Source organism: Butyricimonas sp. Marseille-P3923 (assembly GCF_900184685.1).
GTDB classification, from domain to species: Bacteria; Bacteroidota; Bacteroidia; order Bacteroidales; family Marinifilaceae; genus Butyricimonas; species Butyricimonas muris.
The window spans coordinates 541,354-565,790 of sequence record NZ_FXXL01000007.1 but is presented as its reverse complement, the minus strand read 5'-3'; the positions used below and the strand labels follow the sequence as shown (position 1 = coordinate 565,790).

Annotated in this window: 17 protein-coding genes; all 17 read right to left on the bottom strand. The window is 43.2% G+C overall.

Annotated elements, in window-relative coordinates; genetic code table 11:
- Positions 1 to 83: 83 nt before the first annotated feature.
- A complete protein-coding gene (locus CS948_RS13890) occupies positions 84 to 338 on the bottom strand; it encodes a hypothetical protein (RefSeq protein ID WP_099292310.1) in 255 nt (84 codons plus the stop codon).
- Positions 339 to 550: 212 nt separating this feature from the next.
- A complete protein-coding gene (locus CS948_RS13885; protein WP_176555062.1) occupies positions 551 to 2,665 on the bottom strand; it encodes a S8 family serine peptidase in 2,115 nt (704 codons plus the stop codon).
- A 34-nt stretch (positions 2,666 to 2,699) separates the two neighbouring features.
- Entirely contained in the window at positions 2,700 to 3,758 is a 1,059-nt protein-coding gene (gene porV / locus CS948_RS13880) for a type IX secretion system outer membrane channel protein PorV (protein WP_099292308.1), read from the bottom strand.
- 10 nt (positions 3,759 to 3,768) lie between these two features.
- A complete protein-coding gene (locus CS948_RS13875; protein ID WP_176555061.1) occupies positions 3,769 to 4,800 on the bottom strand; it encodes an Omp28-related outer membrane protein in 1,032 nt (343 codons plus the stop codon).
- 19 nt (positions 4,801 to 4,819) lie between these two features.
- On the bottom strand, positions 4,820 to 5,866 hold the full coding sequence (locus tag CS948_RS13870; RefSeq protein ID WP_099292306.1) for an Omp28-related outer membrane protein: 1,047 nt from the start codon (positions 5,864 to 5,866) through the stop codon (positions 4,820 to 4,822).
- A gap of 11 nt (positions 5,867 to 5,877) precedes the next feature.
- Positions 5,878 to 7,467 (bottom strand): DUF6029 family protein, encoded by a 1,590-nt coding sequence (locus CS948_RS13865; protein WP_099292305.1) that lies wholly within the window; start codon positions 7,465 to 7,467, stop codon positions 5,878 to 5,880.
- Positions 7,464 to 8,015: a TlpA disulfide reductase family protein gene (locus CS948_RS13860; protein ID WP_176555060.1), complete on the bottom strand. Its 552-nt coding sequence runs from the start codon at positions 8,013 to 8,015 to the stop codon at positions 7,464 to 7,466. The genes CS948_RS13865 and CS948_RS13860 overlap by 4 nt, the downstream gene beginning before the upstream one ends.
- Positions 8,016 to 8,022: 7 nt before the next feature.
- Complete coding sequence (locus CS948_RS13855; RefSeq protein WP_099292303.1) at positions 8,023 to 9,252, bottom strand: leucine-rich repeat domain-containing protein; 1,230 nt, start codon at positions 9,250 to 9,252, stop codon at positions 8,023 to 8,025.
- The gene (locus CS948_RS13850; protein ID WP_099292302.1) at positions 9,249 to 10,028 is read right to left on the bottom strand and encodes a DUF1573 domain-containing protein; all 780 of its coding nucleotides are present in this window, start codon (positions 10,026 to 10,028) and stop codon (positions 9,249 to 9,251) included. Before CS948_RS13850 ends, CS948_RS13855 begins: the two co-directional genes overlap by 4 nt.
- 62 nt (positions 10,029 to 10,090) lie before the next feature.
- The gene (locus CS948_RS13845; RefSeq protein ID WP_099292301.1) at positions 10,091 to 11,902 is read right to left on the bottom strand and encodes a BACON domain-containing protein; all 1,812 of its coding nucleotides are present in this window, start codon (positions 11,900 to 11,902) and stop codon (positions 10,091 to 10,093) included.
- 11 nt (positions 11,903 to 11,913) lie between these two features.
- On the bottom strand, positions 11,914 to 13,770 hold the full coding sequence (locus CS948_RS13840) for a BACON domain-containing protein (protein WP_099292300.1): 1,857 nt from the start codon (positions 13,768 to 13,770) through the stop codon (positions 11,914 to 11,916).
- Positions 13,771 to 13,803: 33 nt separating this feature from the next.
- A complete protein-coding gene (locus tag CS948_RS13835; RefSeq protein WP_176555059.1) occupies positions 13,804 to 15,915 on the bottom strand; it encodes a BACON domain-containing protein in 2,112 nt (703 codons plus the stop codon).
- A 13-nt stretch (positions 15,916 to 15,928) separates the two neighbouring features.
- On the bottom strand, positions 15,929 to 17,248 hold the full coding sequence (locus CS948_RS13830) for a BACON domain-containing protein (protein WP_099292298.1): 1,320 nt from the start codon (positions 17,246 to 17,248) through the stop codon (positions 15,929 to 15,931).
- A 19-nt stretch (positions 17,249 to 17,267) separates the two neighbouring features.
- A complete protein-coding gene (locus tag CS948_RS13825; protein ID WP_176555058.1) occupies positions 17,268 to 18,914 on the bottom strand; it encodes a leucine-rich repeat domain-containing protein in 1,647 nt (548 codons plus the stop codon).
- 10 nt (positions 18,915 to 18,924) lie between these two features.
- A complete protein-coding gene (locus tag CS948_RS13820) occupies positions 18,925 to 19,761 on the bottom strand; it encodes a hypothetical protein (RefSeq protein WP_141560955.1) in 837 nt (278 codons plus the stop codon).
- Between the two features lie 21 nt (positions 19,762 to 19,782).
- The gene (locus tag CS948_RS13815; RefSeq protein ID WP_099292295.1) at positions 19,783 to 21,285 is read right to left on the bottom strand and encodes a RagB/SusD family nutrient uptake outer membrane protein; all 1,503 of its coding nucleotides are present in this window, start codon (positions 21,283 to 21,285) and stop codon (positions 19,783 to 19,785) included.
- Positions 21,286 to 21,298: 13 nt separating this feature from the next.
- Positions 21,299 to 24,226, bottom strand: coding sequence for a TonB-dependent receptor (locus tag CS948_RS13810; RefSeq protein ID WP_099292294.1), 2,928 nt, complete (start codon positions 24,224 to 24,226; stop codon positions 21,299 to 21,301).
- Between the last annotated feature and the right edge of the window lie 211 nt (positions 24,227 to 24,437).

The window sequence follows — 24,437 nt, the reverse complement described above, 5'->3', positions numbered from 1 at the left end:
TCCACCCATCTTTATTTTAGGAGAGCAGCTCTCTCAATAACTTCCCCTCCCGACATAAGGAGGGGAAGAATTGCAATCAACTACTAATAGCAATAATTCTTTGTTTCACACTCGTCACAATTGGAATAATTCATACAAGGACAATTTGTATTTCTACAAAAAATCCTATTAACATTACAGTTAATAATATGGAAACCAGTGGTAGCAACCCCACCCATCACCTCTGTCATCATCATCGTCCCCAATGTTTCCTCGCTAAACAACTCTAATGTCTCGTCAAAACTCATTTCCAATTCCTTGGATAATTGTTCTCTTTTTTCAATCTCGTCCTTTTTCATAAAATAAATTTTAACTATTGATAATAAAATATTTAACTCTACGTATTCCCATTCATCTAACGAGAATACTTTACGACACATCTCAATCACTTCCTAAAATCCTTTATTTCTCATAAAATTGCCTACAAAAAAGGGGGAGAACAACCCACGGGTTATCCTCCCCGACAAACAAACTATGAAAAAAAACTTGTTCAAACGTTTCCAGACAATGCTTAAATTTTGACCACGTTTATTGCCTGCACCCCATCATCACTACTAAATTTCAACACGTAGCGTCCGGCAGGCAAACGGGATATATCCACTGTTTCTTCTCCGGCAGATTCACTACTACTCAATATCTTCGTGTATACGCGCCGAGCCATTAAATCATACACGTTTACACTCTTCGCACCTTGTATGCATCCCCATTTCACGTTTAATATGCCGGTTGTCGGATTCGGAAAAACAATCACACCCTTTTCGGGACTATCGGGATGTTCCGGCTCCGGCTTCTCCTCCGGTAATATCTGAACCCAACGAATTTCCACCACGTTCGATAAACCGGAAATATTCCCCCATGTATCCGCATTTGTCAAAGCGTAATAGTCAACCGTATTTCTATCCGCGGGTTTTGGAAGTGCCACGGTAATTTCATCCCCCGCATCTTTCCCTCTCAAATCCACTTCCTGCATTTCCGCCTGATTTAGATTTGCGGCTGTCAGAGGTTGGGAACTCCGGTATAAAATGCTTTTCCGGGGAGAACCGTCATTCGGATCGGATGCGTTACTCCAAACCAAAAAATAATTCTCGTTTTCTTGTTTGAAACATAAATCATTCACCGCCTCCGGTGCAACTCCGTCATCCTTCCACAAAGCCCGATCCACCCGGGCTATCCCTTTACCCATTAGCGGTGCATAACTAGGCTCCGTTTCATTCAAACTTATACAACTTTCCAGTAAAATCTGTTTTAACTTTTCTGTCGTAAATCCTCCCCCGCCATAAGCCGAAATAATCAGGGCTGCAATACCGCTCACGTGGGGGCAAGCCATCGAGGTCCCGTTCATATAGCCGTATTGATTATTTGCCAGAGTACTGAATATCCCGAATTCTTCCGGATTCTTTACACCCCCCGGTGCCGATATATCCACCGTTTCATCAAAATTCGAATAAGAAGGCCTTTTCGCTTCTGTATTAACAGCCGCCACGCTAATACACGATTCATAAGAAGCCGGATAACGCATTCCATGAGTACCGTCATTCCCTGCCGCCACGATCACCACGCCCCCTTTCATTAAACTCCCCGGCTGACTTCCGGCATTCTTCACGAAATAGTCGACTCCGGTATGCAACAACTCGTTAGAATAAGCGAAAGCCCAACTACATTGACAAATCAAAGCCCCGTTATCTGCCGCATACACGAACGCTTTCGACAATGCCTCAAAATTTTGAGTAATACTCCCCATTGTCGTGCCAATTTGGCAACTCATAATACGTACTCCATCCTGATGTCCCGTTCCCCCGGCAATACCACAAACCCCGGTCCCGTTATTATTTTCCGCCGCAATCGTCCCTGCCACGTGAGTCCCATGATCATGCGGGTTCAAACTCCCCGTCCCATATGCAAAATTATAACCGTAAATATCATCGACATACCCATTGCCATCATCATCCACACCGGAAGTTCCGTTCAATTCCTTCTCGTTAATCCACATATTATTTTTCAAATCTTCATGAAGATAATCCACCCCGCAATCCAAAACAGCCACGACTACCCGACGATCTCCCCCGGTCACCTTCCATCCCTTAAATACCCCTATAGTGGCATTCTCGTGAATATTCTCCATACCCACCTCATCATAATGCCATTGCCTGTCCAGATAAGGATCATTAAAAGGCAGGCTTATCCCGGAACTCCGGCTTAAATTATTGCAAACCACAGCTTGGGGCAATTGAAAACTTATCTCCTCGTCACATACTACCCGTTCCACTCCCGATTGTCCCTGATAAAAACGTTGGACCTCTTCCGTGTTTACCGAAGGATCAAATTCCACCTTGTACCACAAATCCAATCCCGCTTTCCGATGCCGTTCCTTGTTCTCCACTGATGAAGGAAACAAACGGCTTACCGTTACTTTTCCGAAATGTTCCGTTACGCGAGCCAATCCGGTTCCGCTCGTGTAACAATCTAACGCGTTACGTTCCAATCGGATAAATATCTTTCCCGAAACAGGCGTCACTTGCACTGTCAATTCTCCGTTCTCTTTCAGCCCGTCCATACGTTCCTCGCATCCCACACTCAGAAACAACATAAACAAACAAGCCGCCAGTATACTACTATTCTTTCCCATATCCCGATTTATTCGTGATTTATAAACTACTCCATTAAAAATGATATCCCAAAGACAAACGGAAAGTCCCTTTGTAGGGGACATCATTGTCCCCCGTCGCTATAAGGTAAGAGAAATCCAACATCCATCCGGCATAATGACCACCCGTTCCTAACGTGAAATAACGTCGATCCCCGTAATCCTCGCTTTCGTGAAAATAACCGGCTCTGGCAAAAAGTACCTTCTGCCAGTTATACTCTACCCCTAACTGCCAAACCACGCTTTTCAAAAAATCGCTATTTCCGAAAGAACCAAACACATTCTTTAATACCCCTTCATCTCCTGCCTCTGGATCATATTCCTTTACCAATAATTTCCCGAGATCCAACGCCAACAACAGCGAATGTTTATCTGCTATTTCCATCTCCAAAGAAGTCCCCAGACGCAAGTAGGCCGGCAAAAAACCTTCCTTCTTTTCCGTGAAAGAAGCTATTTTCGTTCCCAAGTTCGACAGATTCAAACCCGTTCCCCAAATAATACCCCGTTTCCCCCACGCGAAAGGCCGTTTGTAATAACACGAAACATCAAAAGCCATCGCACCCGACGGATCAAATTCCAAACTCTCCCCCGTCTTCAATTTTCCTAAACGGGTATGCACGTACCGCAGAGTCAAAGCCGCCGAAAAAGAAGAACCGAAACGACGGCTATATGCCATATCTATGGCATAATCCGACGGGGAAAACTTCTCCTCGTCCAATGAAAAACTCTTCCCTTGGAACAACCTCACCCCCAACGCTATTGCCTGCCGCCCCCCCACGAGAGAATAAGCGTTCAACGTATAGAGATTTTGTCCGCTAATCAAATGCCTCATCCAAGGCAAATACCCGAAAGCAACTCCCGTCTTATGATTCGCGAACACGTATTTAGCCGCGTTATAATACATCGAATAAACATCCGGACTCGTGGCAGCACCCACTTCTCCCATTCCTCCTCCCCGGGCATCCGGAGTAATTCCCAAAAACGGAACGGCGGTAGAAACTACCGCCCGTTCCTGTGCCACGGTCTCCCGTGACACGATACACACTACAACTATAATCAACACTAGTTTATACATAACTCTCGTGTTATTCCATCGATTGATAATCTACACTTTTGCCCAACTTAACTTCTCGGCAATTCAACAAATATCCGGTTCTTCCGTCCATCACGTAAACAACGACCTTCAGATTATCTTTTACTAATAAAGGAGATATATCATACGTGTACTCTTTCGAGAACTCTTGTCCCACGGTAATATCCGCTTCTTTATCTCCCAATGCATCCGTCAAATAACGTCGAACGACTTCATCGTGAACATAAGTGGGTTTGGTCAAATTACCATCCTTTTGGGGATAAATCAAATCATTTTCTACCAGAACCACGGATACCCGACAAGGGCTATTAAAAGCGAGCATCGTTTTCACTTTCAATACAATAGTTGCTTTTTCTCCTTCTATTTTTGACTCAATAGCTATTCCCGTCGTCGTCTTTTCCGGCAAAAATTCATCGAAATCATCCGTTCCTTCTGCCGTATTCCATGAACGCTTCCCATTTAATATTACATAAGGAATACCGGGAATACCGTATTCTTTCAGTAAAGGATTCCAATATGCCCCGATCTGCATCGGGTCATCTTCATTTAAAGGACCATGCACTGAAATTTTCACGATTCTGCCCGGGAGAATTTCTTTTGCCGTTTTAATGTAATCCACCATGCGGGGACAATTGGGACAATCTGTACTTGTGAAATGCATCATAAACAAATTCGGTTGAAAATATTCCTCTTCCATCGTTGTCACTTCAATCTCTTTAGAAACCTCTCCCTTGTATTCTGCCGTGAACACGAAAGTACCCCCTTTTGTCGTCGTGAATACATTTTCCTTTAAGAACGCACCGGTTACCCTCTCGTAAATACGACTCTCTTTTGTTACATCTATCCCGTCATATTTCACGGTAAAAGTGGCTTTATCAAAACCCGATTTATAAATACTATTCCTATCCACGCTGAATTTTAACCCGGAGCCGTCAGGTTCTTCGCCTCCTTTATCACTATCACCACCTCCGCAAGCAACAAAAAATAGAGGCATCAACACAACAATTAAAATTAACTTATTCATATTCATTTTTATTTAAATATTATTCTTCTTGTCCGGCTTCATAACCTGCCATCACGTAATCCAGGTTTTCACCTGCTTTCACCCCGGAACAGTTTACAACTTCTTTTGTTCCGTCCTCTTTAACTCTTATCAGATAAACGATCACGAACAAGTGCTCCTTGTCATAATCGGGCGACAAAGTACCCTCGAAATTTTTGCTACACTCACCGGTACCGACCATATCGGAAATCTTATCTCCTTTTATATCCGACAAATATTTCCTGAACACGTAATCATAAGGTCCGTATCCACCTCCGCGGCACTCGTTCTCGGTTATAGCTACCGCCAACCGGTATTCGTCTTTAAATTCTATCAAAGTTTTTACCTTAGCGGTCACACGGATTATATCTCCCGCTATTGAAGTTTCCAAAGCGATTCCTTGATTACCTTTCACGGATAAACGCTCCCGAACAACTTGTTTTTGATTGGTAGCCGAAAGCCGTCCCACGTAATCGTAATATGCACCTCCAAACCCGCGGGTTGTCCCGATTTCATCCCAGAGATATTCAAGGGCTGCCAACGATTCCTTCGTGGCAAACGGATCCGGTGCATCCAAATTCCCGTGATATTCAATAATAAATACCTTTCCCGGATTAGCCTCGGAAATAGATTCCAGTTGTTTTTCAGTATCAGGACATACAATGCATGTAACACTGGTCATCATCTGAAAAAGCAAATTTTTCCGGAACACATTTTCTACACCTGCCTCGACAGAAAGAGAATTTGACATTTCTCCTTCATACCGGGCTTGAAAGACATACTTTCCTTTTTTTCTTGCAACAAATACATTGTCTTTCAATCCATCCGTACCGGCACTCACAGAAAATGAGCTTCCGGAAGTAACATCCTTACCGTCTTTATGTACAGAAAGCACCAACCGATCCTCCCCGTTTGCTAAAAGTTCCGTTTTATCGGCTGTTAAAACCAGTCCCGTTTCATTCTTGCTCGAATCGTCGCTTCCTCCGCCACAAGCCATTAACAAAAAGAAAAAAACATTCCAAACAAAACTATACAAATACTTTTTCATAAAAATACATTTTAAAATGAGGTTGTCAATGATAAATTAAAACCCGTGTAGGCAGGAGTAGCCCGACATATTCCTCCGGAACAATTATAACCCGCCCGGTTCCGTCCGAAATTCAAAGCTACCCGGCTTCTCGACTTGGCAAAACTGATTCCTCCCGTGTAATAATGTAAATCCGTGTCCCCGTAATTATACATATCCGATACAAAAAAACTCCATGCCGGGGCTAAATTGTATTCCAGCATTCCGGCTATCCACTCTTTCTTATCAGCCTTCATCCATAAGTATTGCAACTCCAGACGAAAAGAATTACGAGGATTTAACTTATAGGTAAAATCCCCCACGATAACATGAGTATCCCACCCGTCACTCGCGTGCCCCGTAATTAAAGGATTAAAAGTCTGGAACGAGTACATGAACAACGCTTTAAAACTTTTGCTCCATTCTTTAGTAACATCTACGCTTAAATCCCGGAATAACAACTCATCCCCGAAATCCAATGCCTCGTAGCCTTTACCGTCACTTTTAGGTTTCAAGTCATAATAGGTGGAAAAATTCAAAGCAACTTTCATCCCGCGTTTTCCTCCTAAAACCGTTCCCTTCGGGAACAGATAATACAAATCCGCCTGACCGCCGATCTCTCCGTTCATCCGTGCCGCGTAAGGATTCAGGTTCGCCAGAGAATAAGTGTATTGCCGGGTTAACGCGGGAATATAATTTATTCCTTCTCCAATCCCCTGCGATTCCCGCCCGGAACGAAAATCCATGTATTCCAGACGACGTCCGGTTAAAAGCACCCCCACGTTCGTTCCCGTGTAACCGAGCTCCAGCAAAACGGCACTCCCGCGCCGTTTTGTCCAATCGGTATATTCAGCCGCATCCGATGTCTTCTTTACTAATTCACCTTGAAACGACCAACCGCCCCTACCCAATCCCAAACGTAAAGAATAAGCATCCACACTCGGGTCCATCGTCTCGTCCGTTCCCGTGTAACGTTCGTAACGGCTCACGTAACTTCCGCCAAAAGTCAGGAAAGAATTTTCCCAACCCAATGCCGCTGACAAATCAGCCGTCACGTCTGCCCCTCTCAACTCGCATTCGGCTCTTTTCATATACTTCCTCGGACGCCCGTATATACCCTTTAATGTCAAGATATTTCCATAACGGTATTCCAGCCGGATACCCTCCACCGAAGTATTCAGTCCCAGTGTCCGGTCCTCGTATGCCCGAAACACCAATCCACTCCCGAACTGCTCGTAGAAATCTCCGGCTAACACGCTCAATCCCTTGTCTTCAAAAGAAGCGTATTTAAACACGATATCCGACTCCTTCAACTCTCCGGGATATCCCTGTAACACGGGAAGATAAGCCTCGTACATCAGTCCGGCGGAAAACTTCCCGATCCGGTAGTCAAACTTCAGGTAATTATTCGAGCCGAACCGGTCAAACGGAGCATCGGCACCGATCTTACTATCTTTCATATAGTAAATCGTATTTGTCTCAAAACTTCCTGAAAGAGAACTATTTCTCGTGTTTTCTTGTCCGAAAGCCATATGCCCCCACGTGATCAACACGATTATAATAAAAAAACAAATTAATCTCATTTCACCTTTTTTTCTTGGGTTTCCTTCTCTTTGCCTTGATACAACCGCGGTTTCGGACGGAAAATTTCTTTCAGCTTTTCATATACTTCCAGTTCGCTCCCCGGAGTATAGCCCGTATGCGTGTATACGATCTCTCCCTCATCGTTCACCAAGAAAAGATGAGGAATAGAATTTACATTCATTCCCCGTTTCAAATCCTGGTTTTTATCCAAAACGATTAAAAACGGCCACCCCCTGCCCGCGACTATCGCCTTCACCCTAGAAGCCATCCGGCTGTCGTCCACGGAAACAGCTACAACTTTTACCCCGAACTCCTGTTCCCATTGTTCATACACCTCCGTGAGCGCATCCAGTTCCTGCATGCAGGGTTTGCACGTGGTTGACCAAAAAGTAATAATCACGGGAACCGAATCTTTTAAAACTTCCCGGATATCCATCCGTTCCCCTTTCAGAGTTTCGACATACACTTTCGGTAAATACTTGTCTGCCGAGCAAAAAAACGGCAGACACAGCATCACCATCATGACAAACATTATTCTTTTTTTCATCATTCCTCTATTTTATACCGGGATCTTCCTCCGCTTCCCCCGTTTTTATAATTAAATCACCCGTGTTCACCCGTGCCTTCATACTCGCGGGAATTTCCCAATTCAAATCAAAATTGTCTGTCAGATCCAATAATTCCAATGCAATCAACGCTTCCATCGTCTCAGGCAAGCCCGTTAAATAATTGGCTGATAGATTCAACTCCCGTAAAGAGATCAAATTTCCGATCTCATCGGAAATACTTGCCACCCCACTGGCTTCCAAAGACAAACGGGTCAACCTCGTCAATTGCCCTATTTCTGGCGGCAATTCGGGTATGTAATTACCGGACAAATCCAATTCTTCCAGATTTACCAATCGCTCCGCCGCGGGAAATTCTTCCAATCCGCAAGCCACACATGACAATCTTTTCAAACGGTTCAAACCATCTATCCATTCCGGAATTTCCGGAACATTCAAAAACATCAATTGTAACTCTTCAAGATTCTTCAATTCTCCGATACATTCCGGTAATAGCTCAACACCAATATTCTCCAGAATCAAATTTTTCAATTGTGACAATTCACCCAAGGAAGCGGGAAAAACAAAATCCGCCGCCGTCATATTGGATAATGACAAATATTTCAATCCCGTCATATTTCCGATATTGTCCGGAATCATAACCCCATCCCAACCTGTCAGCGGAGAAACTATTAATGAATCGATAAAATCACATGCCAGTACACTTTCCGGGAATTCTTTCCCTTTCCACTCTTCCATTTTCAAAAAAGCCAACGAACGGCAAGACGCAACTTGTCCGGAAATCGTTTCCAATCCCGTTGACGAAATATCCAACCGACTCAATCCGCTTAATGTCCAAATACTATCCGTCAATACGGTCAAGGCTTCATTTCCACTGATATCCAAATCCCGCAAAACAGAAAAACGTCCTATGCCGTCGCTTAATTCCGTTAATTGTCCCCAGCTAAAATCCAATCCGACCACACGCCCGTTTTCTACCGTTACACCTATCCAAGTCATCATCCCGGCAGAAAAATCCCAATCAGGTTTATCTTTCTCCCACACGGAAGTATTCCAAAGATTTACCAACGCCAGACTATCCTTTTCCCGCAACAAAACCTTCGTATCCGGTTCCTCTTTTTCAGGGGGAATCGGCAACGGTTCGGGAGTCGGCTTGTCGCTATCGCTGCACCCGGCTAAAAAGACAAATAAAACACACCAAATAAAATACTCTTTCATTTTTTATCTTGAATTACGTTTGCTCGAATTTTCAATATCATGTTAGGTTTTCGATAATCATTCGTCGTGAGCTGGATCGTCTTGAATTGTTTTCCCTCTCGTCCTTTCGTCCGAAAAATCACTTGTATGTTACAAGAATCTCCTACCGGAACCACCCGCGAATCCGGCACTACCGCCGTGCAACCGCAGCCAGTCTCTATCCTGCGGATAAGCAAATTACTATGTCCTTCATTTTTCAGGCAAAAAACATGAGAAACCTCGTCTCCTTCCCGAATATTCCCGAAATCATACATCTGCACGTCAAAAACAGCTTTCGGTGCCTGTTGTTTTTCCTCCTTTGTCAAATTCATAAAATTTTCAACCACCTCTGCCGTCAGCAACAACGGCGGACTCCATCTTTGCTCTGCCGAACCCGGAAGCAAACTGATATACTCGCGATAATTCCCGTATTCTTTCCTACGCTCCGTGAAAAATCTCACAAATACCCGAATCGTATCCCCGGGAAAAATAACTTCTTTTTCCGGAACAACCTGAACAAAATTTTCTAACACACGAAAACGACATGCCACCTTACTTGCCAACGGATTATACAAAAACAACGTATCACAAACGACCTCTCCCATAAAAACTTTACCGAAAGAAATTTCATTTTTACTGAATTTAATTCCGGAAAACTCATAAGGGAATTCTACCCTGTTCTTTATTTTCGTATCCGTCCTGCAAGAAAAGGGAATACCCGAAAGTAAAATGATAATCCATACTAATAAATATCTCATACCTGTAAAGTCAGATGAGGCTGTCCAAAAGGACTTTGAACAGCCTCAATGTGTAACACGAATTAATTTCGTCCCTTAATAATAATCTTCTTATTCAAAGGATCGGAATTTGTCTGTCCTTTGGTGTGAACATCAAAAACTAGATCCGGCATGGTCGGTCCCCTCGAAGTAGTCAATGATACTTTAATTGTACTATTGTCAATTTTCTCACAAGTATACTGCGTGTTCTTCTCCCCGGTATTTGTAATTTCCCAATCCACATTCGCTTCTACCTTGATATTAAAAGAAAGATTCTGAAAAGGTATATTGTATTTGTCACCATCCCTGTATTTCAAACTCTCCTCCGTATCCATCAATCTTATATAAGGTTCTTCTGCACCCTGTTTTACCGTCATCTCCGTTGTTGCTACCACTTTATCCCCTCTCATCAGATTCACGGTTACAACCCCTTTCCTTGACTCCGCACCTTCCTCCAAAGCATCCGTTTGTATTGAAATACTACGCTCGTTTATCATAGATATATGTGTCCATGCTTCCATTTCCGACTCACAAACCAACTCGATACGATCCCCTAAGTCAAATTTCACGTAACGGGTTTGTGTTCCCCCTTCCGGGGCAACAATAACTTCCGGACTCTCTACTCCTCCTAAATAATTCAACACCAACAACGTCGGCGCGTGATAAGGCTTTTGTTTCAGGAGCAATTTTAACGAACTGCTCTTGTCTTTCATCATGACGTTAATCTCCATTTGAATCACTTCACTACCACTTTCGACACGGTCTGTGCCTACGACACGAATGCCTTCCGTTGACGAGGTAACCGTCCAATCATCCGGTTTGCCGGTCACAGTATACTCCCAACCATCCAGCTCATCCGAAAGAATCTCGATCATCTGATCAAAAGCAATACAATCTATCGAACAAACGGGAACATCTCCCGATGTATTCCATCCGTCGCTTTCTATAGCAATCGCTTGTCTTGCCGCTTGTTTGAACGTGAGCATTTTAGACATCCCCGTCTTGTCCAAGGTTACCAACACGGAAACTTCTCGTTCCTCCATAGAAATATTTCTATCGGCAACAATCTTCAATCCGTCGTCAGTCACTGTGAAATGACACCATTTCTCATCCTCGGCTCCTTTAAACAAATCCTTTATACTCCACGTCCAACCTTCCGGGACACCCACGGCAATCGTTCGTTCCTCTCCGAATTTATTTAACTCCACATCCTCGGGTAAATCCCATGCCATAGACCCCTGCACCAATGAAATAGTTTTTACAGCCTCTCCGGTTTCCTTCGCTCTCAATACTACTTTACAAGATCTTTTTTCTCCCCATAAATTAGGTTCTATATGCAAAGTAATCTCCGATTTCGTCAACGCGTAAGTACCGGCAGCCTCAACCCAATCCGACATCTCCAACGTGTAATCCACGGTTGTTTCCACGGATAATTTCATGATTCCGCCTTCAGGCTTGAGCTCGTAAGCATCCTTACCCAACTCCCGTAATACCGCGTCTTCCACGGCACCTTGGGATATCGTGATCTTTTGGGATTCCATCCCGTCGGCAACCACCGTGATCGTCCCCTCTCTTGTTCCCCCTTCATTCGCTTTTGCCTCCACTTTTACCACACGATTGCCACTCCCGGACATAGCATCAAGAGTAAACCAGTCACCTTCTTTTGTCAACGTCCAATTCACATTGGCAAAAATAGCCAAAGCGTATTCCCCTCCACTATTCGTAAACTGATAAGAACTCTCACCTAAACCTAAAATCGGTTCTACTTCATTTTCATCATCTTTACATCCTGCAAAGAACATGATTAGGATAGCTACCAACAAGCCACCGTTTTTAAGAAACAATTTTCTGTTCATAACTTTTCATTTTAATTTTCACAATTACTCCAACCGTAATTTTCTTGTTGTTTACAAATTTGAGCGCTTCCATTCCAAGCCCGAGTATCAATAAATCTCGGATCGAGCTTGATACGCTCGCTCAATTTCTTACCAATACCGCCTAATCTATTCTGCACCACATCAAACATCTGAATACCGGAATCAACAAGTGCTTCAGAAAGATCTCCGGTCAAATTATTAGCGGCCAAATTCAACTCGTACAAACTTGAAGACGAATAAACTTCCTCCGGGATTGTACCGGTAAGCCCGTCATGGCTTAGATTACAACTTCTCAACACAGGAGCGTCGAAGACTTTTACCGGAACGGGAGTACCCACCGGACAATTCCGAATAAGCAAAGAAAATAATTTTGTCATTTTTCCTAAGAAGTCAGGAATTTGGGTTAATTGTCCTGTTTCTACCACGAGGATTTCCACATTGGACTGAGCTAATGCCTCCGGCAGTTCTTTCAAATCCGAATGATAAAAAGATACCGTATGCAACGTCGATATCCCACATAAAGCATCCGGCAAGACCGCCCCCTCCAACGTCATTCCTTGGAAATAATCTCCGGACATAAACAATGTTCCCAAACTACTCCATTCTTTCACCGTTTCCGGGAAAATAACACTCTGAGTCCCGATACACGAAAAATTATCCAGTTTACTCCAGTTTCCGACTTCATCCGGTAATTTAGGATCATTAAACAGACAATAAGAGAATGTCATCTCCGTCAACCCGTCAAGTTCTCCTAATTCCACCGGAATATTATAAAACGTCCATTCATGCAAATGCAAACCAACCACCCGATTGTCCTGCAATTTTACTCCGTTCCATTTTGAAATAGCACTATCAAAATTCCATGTATCATTTCCGTGAGAATTGGCAGCACGATAAATTGCCTGTAACACCAAGCTGTCCCGCTCTCGTTTTAAAACAGGTAATTGAACAATAGTCAACGGTTTCGTCAAACTCCCGCAACGAATAAGAACCTGACAAGTTCTTTGTATCGCCTCCAAATTTTGATCGAGTTCAAAAGATAACACAAAGGCCCCCTTCTTTCCTCCTTGAGGGGCATCCGTAATCCACCCCGGTCGATTTCCACCCTCGTATTCGATTGTCCAGTCTCCGGAAGCAGTCAACATAACTTCACACAGTTTCTTCATTCCCCCGACCACGACCTCTTCTCGTTCCAGTATTATCTCGGCTTTCCATCCCTCTTGTACAAAAGAAATATAATCCTCTTTCGAACCGGCTTTCACGATAAGTTTACCTGTACGTTTTTCATTGTCATTCGGCATACAATAAACAGTGAATACATTACTAACCGTGTTATCCATAACGTATGTTTTCTCGGGAAGCCGAAGCCAATCGTCCACCGCTGATAACTCGACACCAGTATTGCTATTCACGACAAATTCCCGTATTCCTCCTTGATACTCTACGTTAATTTCTTTTTCCGTCAATACCAAATCAGGTTCCGATCCGAACTGGATTACATTCAATTCCTTCTTTTCAGTTCCGGCTTGTATGGCAATCTTTGACTCCCGCTTTTCTATCCCCCCGTTTTCAGTCGCCACTACATTCACCGAAGACTCCCCGGGTTCTCCACTCTCGTCTCCTTCAACCCGATACCAACTACCTTCACCTTTCATCACCGTCCAATTCCGGTTTGTACTAATACTCAACGGCATACTCGCTCCCGCTTGTTGGAATACAAGCTCAGTTTCCGGGTTGATTGTCAAATTCGACTCGGGCAAAACCATCTCCCCCTTTTTATCGTCACTACATCCCACGAGCAGAGTCAACAACATCCACCAAACATTTCTACTTAGCTTCTTATTCATAATATTCTAATTTCAAACACGACTCCATAAAAATTATTTACAATTATCAAAACCGAATCCTTTTTGCTGCGGACAAATAAATTTCAAGGGCTCCCAACATAGAACTTTATCCGACCACATCTGACAAGTCAGCATAGCCTCGGGAATAGAGCCTTCCAATTGATTGCCGAACAAGAAAAGATTCGTGTAATTTCCTCTCGGGGATTTGTTTCCCAAGTTTAACCCGAATTCAGCATAAGAATCCGGAATCTCTCCCGTAAACAGATTTTCAGAAAGATCGATTACCTTTAATTTCTCCAGATCAGGCAATCCGGGTAATAATGCTCCGGAAAATTCACTGCCTCCCAACAACAAAGAATTCAAATCTTTACAATTCAATATTGAAGCAGGAATATTACCTCCCAAGTTCGTTTGTTGACAAGTAAAAGATGTCAGATTGGGTAATTTATCAAAATGATCTCCAAGTTGCTGATTTTTCTTAAAAGTCATCCTAAAAATAGTAATATTCTGTAATTCAGGTAAATCAAAGATAAAGTCGAAAAATTCACCCTGCCATATCTTCCAATCCGATAATCGGAGATCTTTAAGTTGTTTCAACGCACGGAAAACATCATTATCTGGAATACTTTCAAGTTCATTCTCTCCAGCGATATTCAAAGACTGCAAATTCACCAGATTACCGATAGAATTAGGAATCATTCGTAAACGATTCATACTAAGATTCAAATTTTGCAAATTTGTACATCCCTCGAAGACTTTTTCCGGGATCTCTTCTATTCCCGATACCCGATAAGACGGTGTCTCATCCGCGACATCGCAATAATTCTCGGAAATATCCAAGTCCTCCAGATTAACAAGCCTTCCCATCTCTTCGGGTAACACCCCGTCCAAATAATTCTTGGCAAGATTCAAACTTTTCAAACCCGTTAAATTTGCAATAGAAGCCGTCAATTCAAAACACAACCATGTATTAGCAAGTTGTAGCGCCACGATTCTCTTTTCCCCGTTGTCAACCCCGATTGTAATATTACCCCACGAAGTGATCGGGTAACCTATCGCCCAAGCCACATTCAATCCGGAAAGTTCGTTTGCATTCATTTTAGCAATATCCATCAATGCCAAACTATCTGATTTCAAACCGTCATACCCTAATTGGATTAATTTAACCTTCTGCGTAACCTGCTCCCCTTCAACTATATATTTAAAAATAACATCACACTCACGAGGACGTGCATCATGATTCGTTTCAACATCCGCCAGCAAACGGCTTCGCGTTCCCAACTCATAAGTGGCAACCGGATTTCTTCTCTCCCTCCAATTAGACAACCAAGAATGGTCACCTTGAAGTTCATAATCCCAATGCACCGAAGTTCTCGCCTCCAACTCCATGACATTAAAATGCGAACCAACCATTACCGTATCGCTGAATACCCGCAAAAAATCTGTGAACGCTCTTTGACGTATCGTGATCGTACGGGTATAATCACCCATTTTTCGGGCAATAGTCATGGAAGCATCTCTGGGTGTTCTTGATGGATTATCACCCGAAAAAATGTCATACAAATAATGAATCTGGGGAGCCGAATATCCCGTCTGGGCGCTTTCCCGATACTGTAGCCAACCGTTTCCCTGGAAAGAAATATTACATTCCGTGTTAGATACAATATTCACCAAGTATTGTTTCGACTCGAAATCCACCTGAGCGGTATTAGCATCGTCACCATCTTCAATTTCCACTCCACCGATATAAACAATCGTCCGCACTTCATCGCCCAACTGTACCACATCCAACACCAATTTTTTCTTTCCCCCCTTCAAAATCAACTGGCAACGACGTTCACTCACGTTATCATTTTCCGTCACGGTAACATTTATCTCGGCATTCCCGTTTCCCGCCATCACGGATGGCTCGCACCAGTTAGCGGTGGAAACAACCGTCCACGAAACATTGGATGTCAATTCCATCGAAATTGTCTCTTCATTCATCCCGTAAAGCAATTCAGACTTATCAACATCAAATATCTCTTCCAAGGGATTCACCTCCCCGCCACCATCATCTTTATCATCCGAGCACGCGACAAAGTACATTCCCGTCAGCAATACAGCCGCAAAAACAAACCATTTTTTTAAACCTATTCTTTTCATAACAAACCTCACTTTATTCATTTACAATATTAGTTCCACGTATATTAACACTTCCACCATACGATGTGGTTACCGCCACGATTTCCGGCGGCAATACCCCGTATAAACCCACGTTATTGGATACATCGAATGTCGTGATATTCTTCCAGACACTCCACTCTTGCGGGAACTCACCCGCCAACGCGTTGGCTCCAAGTTCCACGTAAGCAACCTGTATTAAATATTTCCAGGCAACGGGAAGAGGTCCCGTGATTGCATTTTTAGATAAATTCAATGAAATCAGACTTGATAAATTCCCATACAATTCCGGTAAAATACCTCCAACATGAGTGCTGCTGCAAGTAAAATGTTCCAACTTCTGTAAAGCACATATGCTATTAGGCAAATCTCCCGACAAATCGCTTTGAGTGGAAGAATAGATATTCTCACCCAAAACACAAGTTTGAAGATTCACGCAACGCGCCAACTCTTTCGGGATTGTTCCCCCGATACTCGTCCCGGATAAATTCAAATATTTCAAGTGGGACAAATATTTAAAATCCGTCGGAATATACCCTTGGGCAATAGGCATGGTAAGCACGAGATTGAAAACCCTGTTATCTTCCAGAACCACTCCTTGCCAAGTCTCCAGATTCCCTTCCTTCCAATTCTCCAATTTTCCCTCGGCCTTAAGCTCATCACCGTGAATGGCATTGTAAAATGCAACCAAGGCCAGACTATCCTGCCGACGGCTATCCAGTAAAGCCGCCTCTTGCTTAAAACGAAACTCCTGTACATCCCCGTTCTTTGACTCGAAAGTGATTTTTCCTTGACGTTCCGCATTCAAGGTGTTTTGTGAGAAACGGATCTTAACCAACGTTACCCCGGCTTCCCCGCTTACCGGTTCCGTCACAAACCAATTACCGGCGTTATTTGCTGTCCAAGGGACGTCTGAATGGACAACCACCGCGTAATTATCATTCAGGTCGTACACGCTTGCCTCATTTTCAGACAAAAAGAAATTAATTTCATCACTTCCCTCTTGAACAACATCTATTTCTTTCACGCAATTTCCCGCGATAAGTCTCAAAACAGTCATACGCGGAGTCGGGTTCTCGTTTTCAGAGGCTATCACGAAAAAAGCTCCATTCTCTTTATCCGGCTGTACAAAACACCAGTCATTATCCACTTCCACGCTCCAATCCGCGGTTGCTTGAATCAGAATACTAATTTCTCCTCCTTCCTGTTCGAAATTCGCCACATCCGACGATGTCTGAATCTTGTCGTTCGATTCTTTATCATCACAGGCCCACGAACAAATGAAGCATACTAATAATACCATCCATTTTTTCATAATCATTGTATTTTAATCATTAATTACACTGTACCGGCTCGGGTACACCCAGTACTTGTGAACACCCGCGGATATCCACGAACAAACCGGTTGGTCCCATTCGCCATACCCATTCGCCGTTTTCATCTTTCTGGTGAAGCTGGCATTTTCCGTAACGGGCTTTCATTTTCTCCGGAAGCGACCAAATCAAACCATGATTGTTCACCAAATAGAGCGCTCTTAACTTCTCACATTGTTCTATCTCTTCAGGCAAAGTGGCCAAAGAAGAACATTCACTCAAATCCAGAATAAGCAAGGATTTACATTCCCCGATCGTTCCCGGCAATTGTAATATCGAATTACCGGATAAATCCAAATACTCCAATTTCGGAAGCTGCAAAAATTCGGCAGGAATACTTGTCAACTTATTTTGAGAAAGTCCTAAATCCAACAAAGAAGAAGCACTCCAAGCAGGTAAAGAAGCAATGAGATTATTATCCGCGAACAAACCGACAAGACTTTCCGGGATCATCTCCCTCGTAATACTTTCCAATTGGTTATCACGAATATCCAATGTCCTCAAGTTGGGTAATAAAGTTGCCAGATTTCCCACGGAAGAAATTTTATTCCCGATCAAAGTCAATTGTGTCAAGTTCGAATACTGCGCCAACTCGCTCCCCAACGAAGTCAATTGACAATGACACGCATACAGAAATACAAGGTTAGAAACTTTATCCAATCGAGGCAGTTCTTTTATCGGATTTCCACTGATATCCAACGAATGCAACCGAAGCATCTCGAACATCTCCTTAGGTAACGAAGTGAGTTTATTATCGGCGAAACGAATACCATACACGCTCTTCATGGATTTCAGAAAAACAGGAATTTCTTCCAGTTCATTCCCGCAGAAATCCATATCCTGCAAGGCATCCATCAACGTGAGTTCCTCCGGCAACACTTTAATTTTCAATCCGGTATCCCCCCAGTTTCCCTCGGATGTAGGTAAATCTTCCGAACCGGGCTCATCCTCCCATAAGCCTCTATTAGCATATGTCATATAATCAGCAACCGTTTTTTCATTCGTGTTAAAGAATAACTTGACAATTCTCTTCGTTGTCTTATTATACTCCACGAATTTCCATTCACCGGGAGCCTTCGTCAAATCAATCGGCCATTTCGATACATCCGAGCCAAAATTCACCCGCATCAAAGCAGCCAGAGCCAAACTGTCTTTCGTGATCGAATAAATCCCCTCGTTGGGAATTTTATAAGTTTTTTGGACATAATCGCCTTCTTTCAACACGAAAGAATAATCGGCAGTCGGTTTGAACTCGATCACCGGTTCCTCGTACTTATTGTACAAGACTAATTTAGCGATCGTGTAACTCCCCGCTCCCAATTCCAATGTATCCGAGACAATATCATCTCCGGAAAAAGAGAGTCGTCGCCCTTTTTGCTCGGTCTCCTGTCCCCCGGTTACAAAATGTATATCGGCTGAAGCTAAAGTTTTCCACCACACTTTCGCGGCATAAGGAGTCGCGTAACCGGATACCACTTTCTCCTTTAACAACAAAGAAAAAGTTCCTTGTCTACCCGGCTCAGGCTCAGAATTGACATCTTCATCATCACTGGAACAAGCGTATATCAAATTACAGATACACAAAATAATGAATAATAACTTTTTCATCTCTCTCATATTAATCCGAAATAACCTTTTCTATTTTCTCAACAACAGAAGCCCATTCGCCTCCTCCCGGCAAATAAGGGGTGATTGTAATTTTCATTACCTTACTACAAGTATCCCATGTACCGGTTCCACGTCCCCACATTTCCACCGGATCGGTTTGCTGATTTAAGATTCCCGTGGCAATATGTTGTTCCGGCAAATTAATACGGTAAGTTCCATCAGTATTAGGGACCACGGTAAGCGTGATGTCAATCCCCTGCCCGTAAGGCTGCAGCAAAATCAACTCGTTCTCTTTTTCTCCTCTAATCACCTCCACCTCGATAGGTTCATCAGAACTAAATATAGCTGTTTTCTTAATCACAAAGTCCCCCAGCATATCTTCAAAATTAAATTGGCAAACCCGGGAGAAGTACAACGTGAACACATTATTAAAGGAGGCTATTTCCGCCCCTTCCGGTGCTGAAACGATCATAAAATTCGCGAATAAATCCACATTCGCGGGGATACGCCCGTCAATAGCCACAATAGAAAACGTTCCTACCCGTTCTCCGGCAGGGATCACGACACGGGTACTCTCCAATTTATAATCTTGATCCAATTTCGCTTCCTCCTCGGTACCAGATTGCTGTATCCCAATAATATATTCCCGATCCACCGGACTGATAATAGGAGAAGAAAGCATGACTTGAAACTTATTCTCCTGCCCATCCACCACGGGAAAAAGAGCGTAAGTCTCGTTAAACATCACGATATCAGTAGGATCATCATATAGATACTCCTTTTCCTCGCACGCCGTCAGCAACAACAGCATACAAACCATCCATTTTAACTTGTAAATAACTCTCATGTTTATATCAACTTTTCGTTATTAATTACTGGCATTTCCTTCCATTTTGTCATTCACATCCATCTCGTGTTGCGGGATCGGCCAAGTGAAACGAGGATCGTCTGCCTTTATCTCCAAGGCATTGAACGGGGCATTCGTGTAAGGTTGAGGTTTCCGCAAAATCCCCATATGCCAACGTTTCAAATCAGCTAACCGGAAGCCTTCCAGACACAACTCCTTCGCCCGCTCGTCTTTTACCACTCTCAACATATCGACTGCATTATACTTTTTACTGTCCCATTTTTCAATACGAGCTTTTTTCAATTGATTCATGTAATCATTGGCTAAACTCATATCTCCATTGGGATTGGCCGCGTTAGCTTCGGCTATAATCAAAGCCAATTCCGACATACGAAATAAAGCCGGCATCGACTGGTAAGCCGGGTTATAAGATGATTTATCCAATTCCGTACTATGGCCGCTCTTCGTGCAAATTTCCCATTCCAAACCGTGTTGATAACCTAAACGGGTTCTTGTAAACATATTACTGCGTATGTCGTTTGCCTCAAACATATCAAGGAAAGCCACAGAAGGAATGTATTCGGGACGGACCTTCCCGGCACTTTCCATACAAAAATAACTTCCGATACTCCCTTGTACGTCTACCGGCGTCATCGCCAACCTCATTATCACCTCGGTAGTAATTCCATCCTCCAGTAATAGATCATAATACTCTGCCGTATTTGCCAAAAACAACTGTCCTGCCAAGCAAGCGTCCCAACATTTCAAAGCTGTTTCAGACGCTTTCGGGTAATCTTGCATATACAAGTACAAACGAGCTTTCAAAGCCAACACGGCTTGTGTTGATGCGACACAATTCTGTTCATAAGCTACTGTATTAAGATCAACGGCACGTACGATGCGCTTTCCGGCTTCTTCCAAATCTTCAAGCATAAAATCATAAGTATCCTTCAAGGAAGCCCGGGGCAAATTACGCTCGTGATCCAAAGTTTTCACGATAGACATTCCCAATTGTTCTCCGGCACGTGCAGGATCATAAGCCTCACAATAATATTTCACCAGTTCGGAATAACAATAGGCACGAATAAAATAAAGATCACCCAAGTAAGTTTCCATCCACTCGATATCTTCATCCGTGGCATTTGCCTTGATCTTCGGGTAATTGTCCAGAATCCGATTCACGCGACCGATTGTCATCCACATCGCCCCGTAAATAGAATTCGTGTTCGGGTCCGATGCATTAAAATTCCAGTTATAGACAGAAGACAATAACCCTTGGTTTGATTGCACGGATTGAAATAAATCACATTGTATATCCCCGTAAACCCGACATGCTTCCGTGAAACCACCAGCTCCCTTTAAAGAAGAATACACACCGAACCAATGTTCACGAAACTCATCCGCGGTATTAAATGTATCATCTTCCGGTATTGAATCATAGGGATACTTTTCCAGAAAATCTTTACAGGAACTCATGCCCATGAGTAAAAGACATCCCATTGCATATATTAATATCTTTTTCATATATTTCTCGTACTTAAAAAGTTAAATCTATACCGAATGTAAATTGCTTCGTTGTCGGATAAGCACCGACCGATTGATAAGAAGTATCTTCGGGATCAAAACCACTCCATTTGGTAAACGTTAATAAATTTTGTGCCTGCACAAAAATCTTAACGGCTTCCACCACCTTTGTATATTTTAACACGGAAGACGGTAAGCTATACGCTAACGAAAGATTCTTCAATCGTAAAAAAGAGGCATCCTCGATCAAATGGTCATCGGTTTCCATTACAATCCCGTAACGGGGAATTTCGGTTATATCTCCAGGTTTTTGCCACGCCTCGAACATCTTTGTCGATTGGTTATATTGCGGGGAACGTCCGTTATTTTCCGTGAAATAACGTGTCGAATTCAACATATAACGATCGGCAACCCACGTGAAGAATACGGATAACTGAATTCCCTTGTAAGAAAAGTTATTGGTAAATCCGCCATACCAAGGGGCGATATATGATTTTCCCAAGGATACTTTATCCTCCGTGGAGAATTTATTAACCAACTTACCATCTTTATCATACCACATGGCATCCCCGTTTGCCGGATTCACCCCGGCATAACGCACGGCTTGAATCGAACCGTAAGAATCTCCTACCTTCAAAAACGAACCGGCATTTCCAAGAGCATAATAATCTTGTCCGTTATATAATTCCAATATTTTGTTCTGGTTATACGAGAAATTCCCCGTGAAATTCCACATGAAATCCCCGTACTTCAACACAGTAGCATCCAACTGGAAATCAACACCTTGATTACGCATTTTTCCGACATTATCCATCCAAGAAGAAAAACCGTTTGTCAATGAAATCGGGACACTCATCAACATCGCCGTTGTCTTTTTATTATAGTATTCTATACTCATGTTCAACCGATTCCACAAACCAATCTTCAATCCCACGTTGACATCAAATAATTTTTCCCATGTCAAAGATTCGTTTCCCAACCCGGTCGGAACCCAAGCAGAAATACCATTATAGGAAGCTCCACCCACAATCAAAGCCAAATGGTCGTAATCCCCGATGGAGGAGTTACCGGAAGTCCCCGCGCTGACAGACAACTGAAGGTTCGAGATAAAAGGAATTTTTTCCATAAACGCCTCATCAACGATACGCCACATGGCTCCGGCTGACCAGAACGTGGCATACCTGTTATCAGCTCCGAAACGGGAAGAACCGTCCGTGCGCAAACTCAAATCCAAAAAATATTTATCATCCAAACTGTACGAAAGACGCCCGAAGAAAGACAAAAAAGAAGATTCATTCTTACCTCCACCCACGGATGCCGGAGTTATCCCGGAGCTTAGTTGTACCAAACGATCGTCACTCAACCCTGTCACACTACCACTCAAATTATCCGTCTCATTTTGTATGGCTTCCTGCCCCAACAATATATCGAAATTATGTAACTCGTGCGCCAAGGAGAATTTATAATTCAACGTGTTTGTCATCGTCAACGTGTAATTACGCAAATATTGGTCGGCACGGCTTCCATCCCCGTTATTCCAAGAAAAAGAAGGCTGTCCCAAATGAATATCATGAGCGACACCCCCGTCCAATCCCAATATCGATTTCACTGTTAAACCTTCTATCGGGTTTACTTCGAGGAACAAAGATCCCACGCCCTTTGTCCGTTCCCGGAAAAATCTATTTTTCGCATAAGCCTCCAGCGGATTGTATCCCTCACCTTTCCAAGACCCATCTCCCGGAACAGTGATCGAACCGTCTTCTTTATAAGGATTCCAGTAAGGTAACATCAACAAAGCGGTATTTGCCGGATTCGCGATCAAATCCCTACCGGTTTGCGTGGCATCATTCTTCTCGTGCCCTAAAGTCAAACTCCCTCCGGCTTTTAACCACGGTTTCACTTTTCCTTCCCAGTTCAGACGGAAATTATAGCGGGTAAAATCGGACATGGGGGCAATACCTTCCTGTGTCATATAGTTCGCCGACATATAATAAGCGATCGTCTGTGAGCCCCCGCTAATAGACAAATCATAAGAAGTTGTCGGGGCATGATCATTATAAATCACATCCTGCCAATCCACATCGATACCCTCGTAATCCGCCCGGTCGTAATTCGGGTCTCCGGCATGCATACCGATCATCTCCTCGTAATCCAGACGCTGGCTGGTATTCATCATATCGTCTTTTTTATTCGCGATAGTAGACCAACCGTGCTGCACCCGAAGATTAACCCGACCTTGTTGACCGTACGTACCTCTTTTCGTGGTAATCAAAATTACCCCGTTACTGGCACGAGCCCCGTAAATAGAAGTAGAGGCGGCATCTTTCAACACGGTCACAGACTCGATATCAGCAGTATTCAAAGACTGGAAATCGCCGGCAGCAACCACGACCCCGTCCATGATATATAAAGGCGTCGTACCCGCGGTAATTGAATTTATCCCTCGGACGGAAACATCCGCCGCGGCACCGGGTGCCCCGGAAGACGACATGACCAACATACCGGGAGCCTGTCCCTGCATAGCCTGATCGAAATTCGGCACTGGAAGCATCTCCAGTTTTTTGGCACTCACCGTGTTTATCGCCCCGGTAAGAGTTTTCACGTTACGACTACCATAACCAATTACCACCACATCATCAATTTGTACACTTTCTTCTTCCAGAGTTACATTCAATTCCTTCTGGTTAACAATTTTGATATGTTGCGTTTTAAAACCGATAAATGAAATCATCAATGTATCACCTGCATTCACCTTCAATGAGAATTTTCCATCGATATCCGTGGCTACACCACCCTTGGTATTTTGATTATAAACAGTAGCCCCGGGAATAGGAGCCTTATCCGTTTTAGAGATCACCGTTCCCTTGACTACCCGTGTTTGTGCTTGCACACCCCATGTCGACAGGCACAAACAGAAAATAATAAACAATAATTTTTTCATAAAATCACTTTAACATTTAACCCTGTAAATCCTTTAATTTTTTTGTTGGAAACACATTCGGCTTTTCGTTTACTCGCTTAAAATCATAAAGTCCGCCATAAAAAAACTCAAGCATAAGGACTTGGCACCGATACCCACAATTTCACAAAAACATTCCCGTGAAATTTTAGTAGATTACGATAACCTTCTTGATTTCTCTTGTTTTTAATCA

Bases quoted from the DNA above. Each gene is read 5' to 3' on its own strand.
- CS948_RS13890 (WP_099292310.1), bottom strand. From the start codon at position 338: ATGAAAAAGGACGAGATTGAAAAAAGAGAACAATTATCCAAGGAATTG.
- CS948_RS13885 (WP_176555062.1), bottom strand. From the start codon at position 2,665: ATGGGAAAGAATAGTAGTATACTGGCGGCTTGTTTGTTTATGTTGTTT.
- porV (WP_099292308.1), bottom strand. From the start codon at position 3,758: ATGTATAAACTAGTGTTGATTATAGTTGTAGTGTGTATCGTGTCACGG.
- CS948_RS13875 (WP_176555061.1), bottom strand. From the start codon at position 4,800: ATGAATAAGTTAATTTTAATTGTTGTGTTGATGCCTCTATTTTTTGTT.
- CS948_RS13870 (WP_099292306.1), bottom strand. From the start codon at position 5,866: ATGAAAAAGTATTTGTATAGTTTTGTTTGGAATGTTTTTTTCTTTTTG.
- CS948_RS13865 (WP_099292305.1), bottom strand. From the start codon at position 7,467: ATGAGATTAATTTGTTTTTTTATTATAATCGTGTTGATCACGTGGGGG.
- CS948_RS13860 (WP_176555060.1), bottom strand. From the start codon at position 8,015: ATGAAAAAAAGAATAATGTTTGTCATGATGGTGATGCTGTGTCTGCCG.
- CS948_RS13855 (WP_099292303.1), bottom strand. From the start codon at position 9,252: ATGAAAGAGTATTTTATTTGGTGTGTTTTATTTGTCTTTTTAGCCGGG.
- CS948_RS13850 (WP_099292302.1), bottom strand. From the start codon at position 10,028: ATGAGATATTTATTAGTATGGATTATCATTTTACTTTCGGGTATTCCC.
- CS948_RS13845 (WP_099292301.1), bottom strand. From the start codon at position 11,902: ATGAACAGAAAATTGTTTCTTAAAAACGGTGGCTTGTTGGTAGCTATC.
- CS948_RS13840 (WP_099292300.1), bottom strand. From the start codon at position 13,770: ATGAATAAGAAGCTAAGTAGAAATGTTTGGTGGATGTTGTTGACTCTG.
- CS948_RS13835 (WP_176555059.1), bottom strand. From the start codon at position 15,915: ATGAAAAGAATAGGTTTAAAAAAATGGTTTGTTTTTGCGGCTGTATTG.
- CS948_RS13830 (WP_099292298.1), bottom strand. From the start codon at position 17,248: ATGAAAAAATGGATGGTATTATTAGTATGCTTCATTTGTTCGTGGGCC.
- CS948_RS13825 (WP_176555058.1), bottom strand. From the start codon at position 18,914: ATGAAAAAGTTATTATTCATTATTTTGTGTATCTGTAATTTGATATAC.
- CS948_RS13820 (WP_141560955.1), bottom strand. From the start codon at position 19,761: ATGAGAGTTATTTACAAGTTAAAATGGATGGTTTGTATGCTGTTGTTG.
- CS948_RS13815 (WP_099292295.1), bottom strand. From the start codon at position 21,285: ATGAAAAAGATATTAATATATGCAATGGGATGTCTTTTACTCATGGGC.
- CS948_RS13810 (WP_099292294.1), bottom strand. From the start codon at position 24,226: ATGAAAAAATTATTGTTTATTATTTTCTGTTTGTGCCTGTCGACATGG.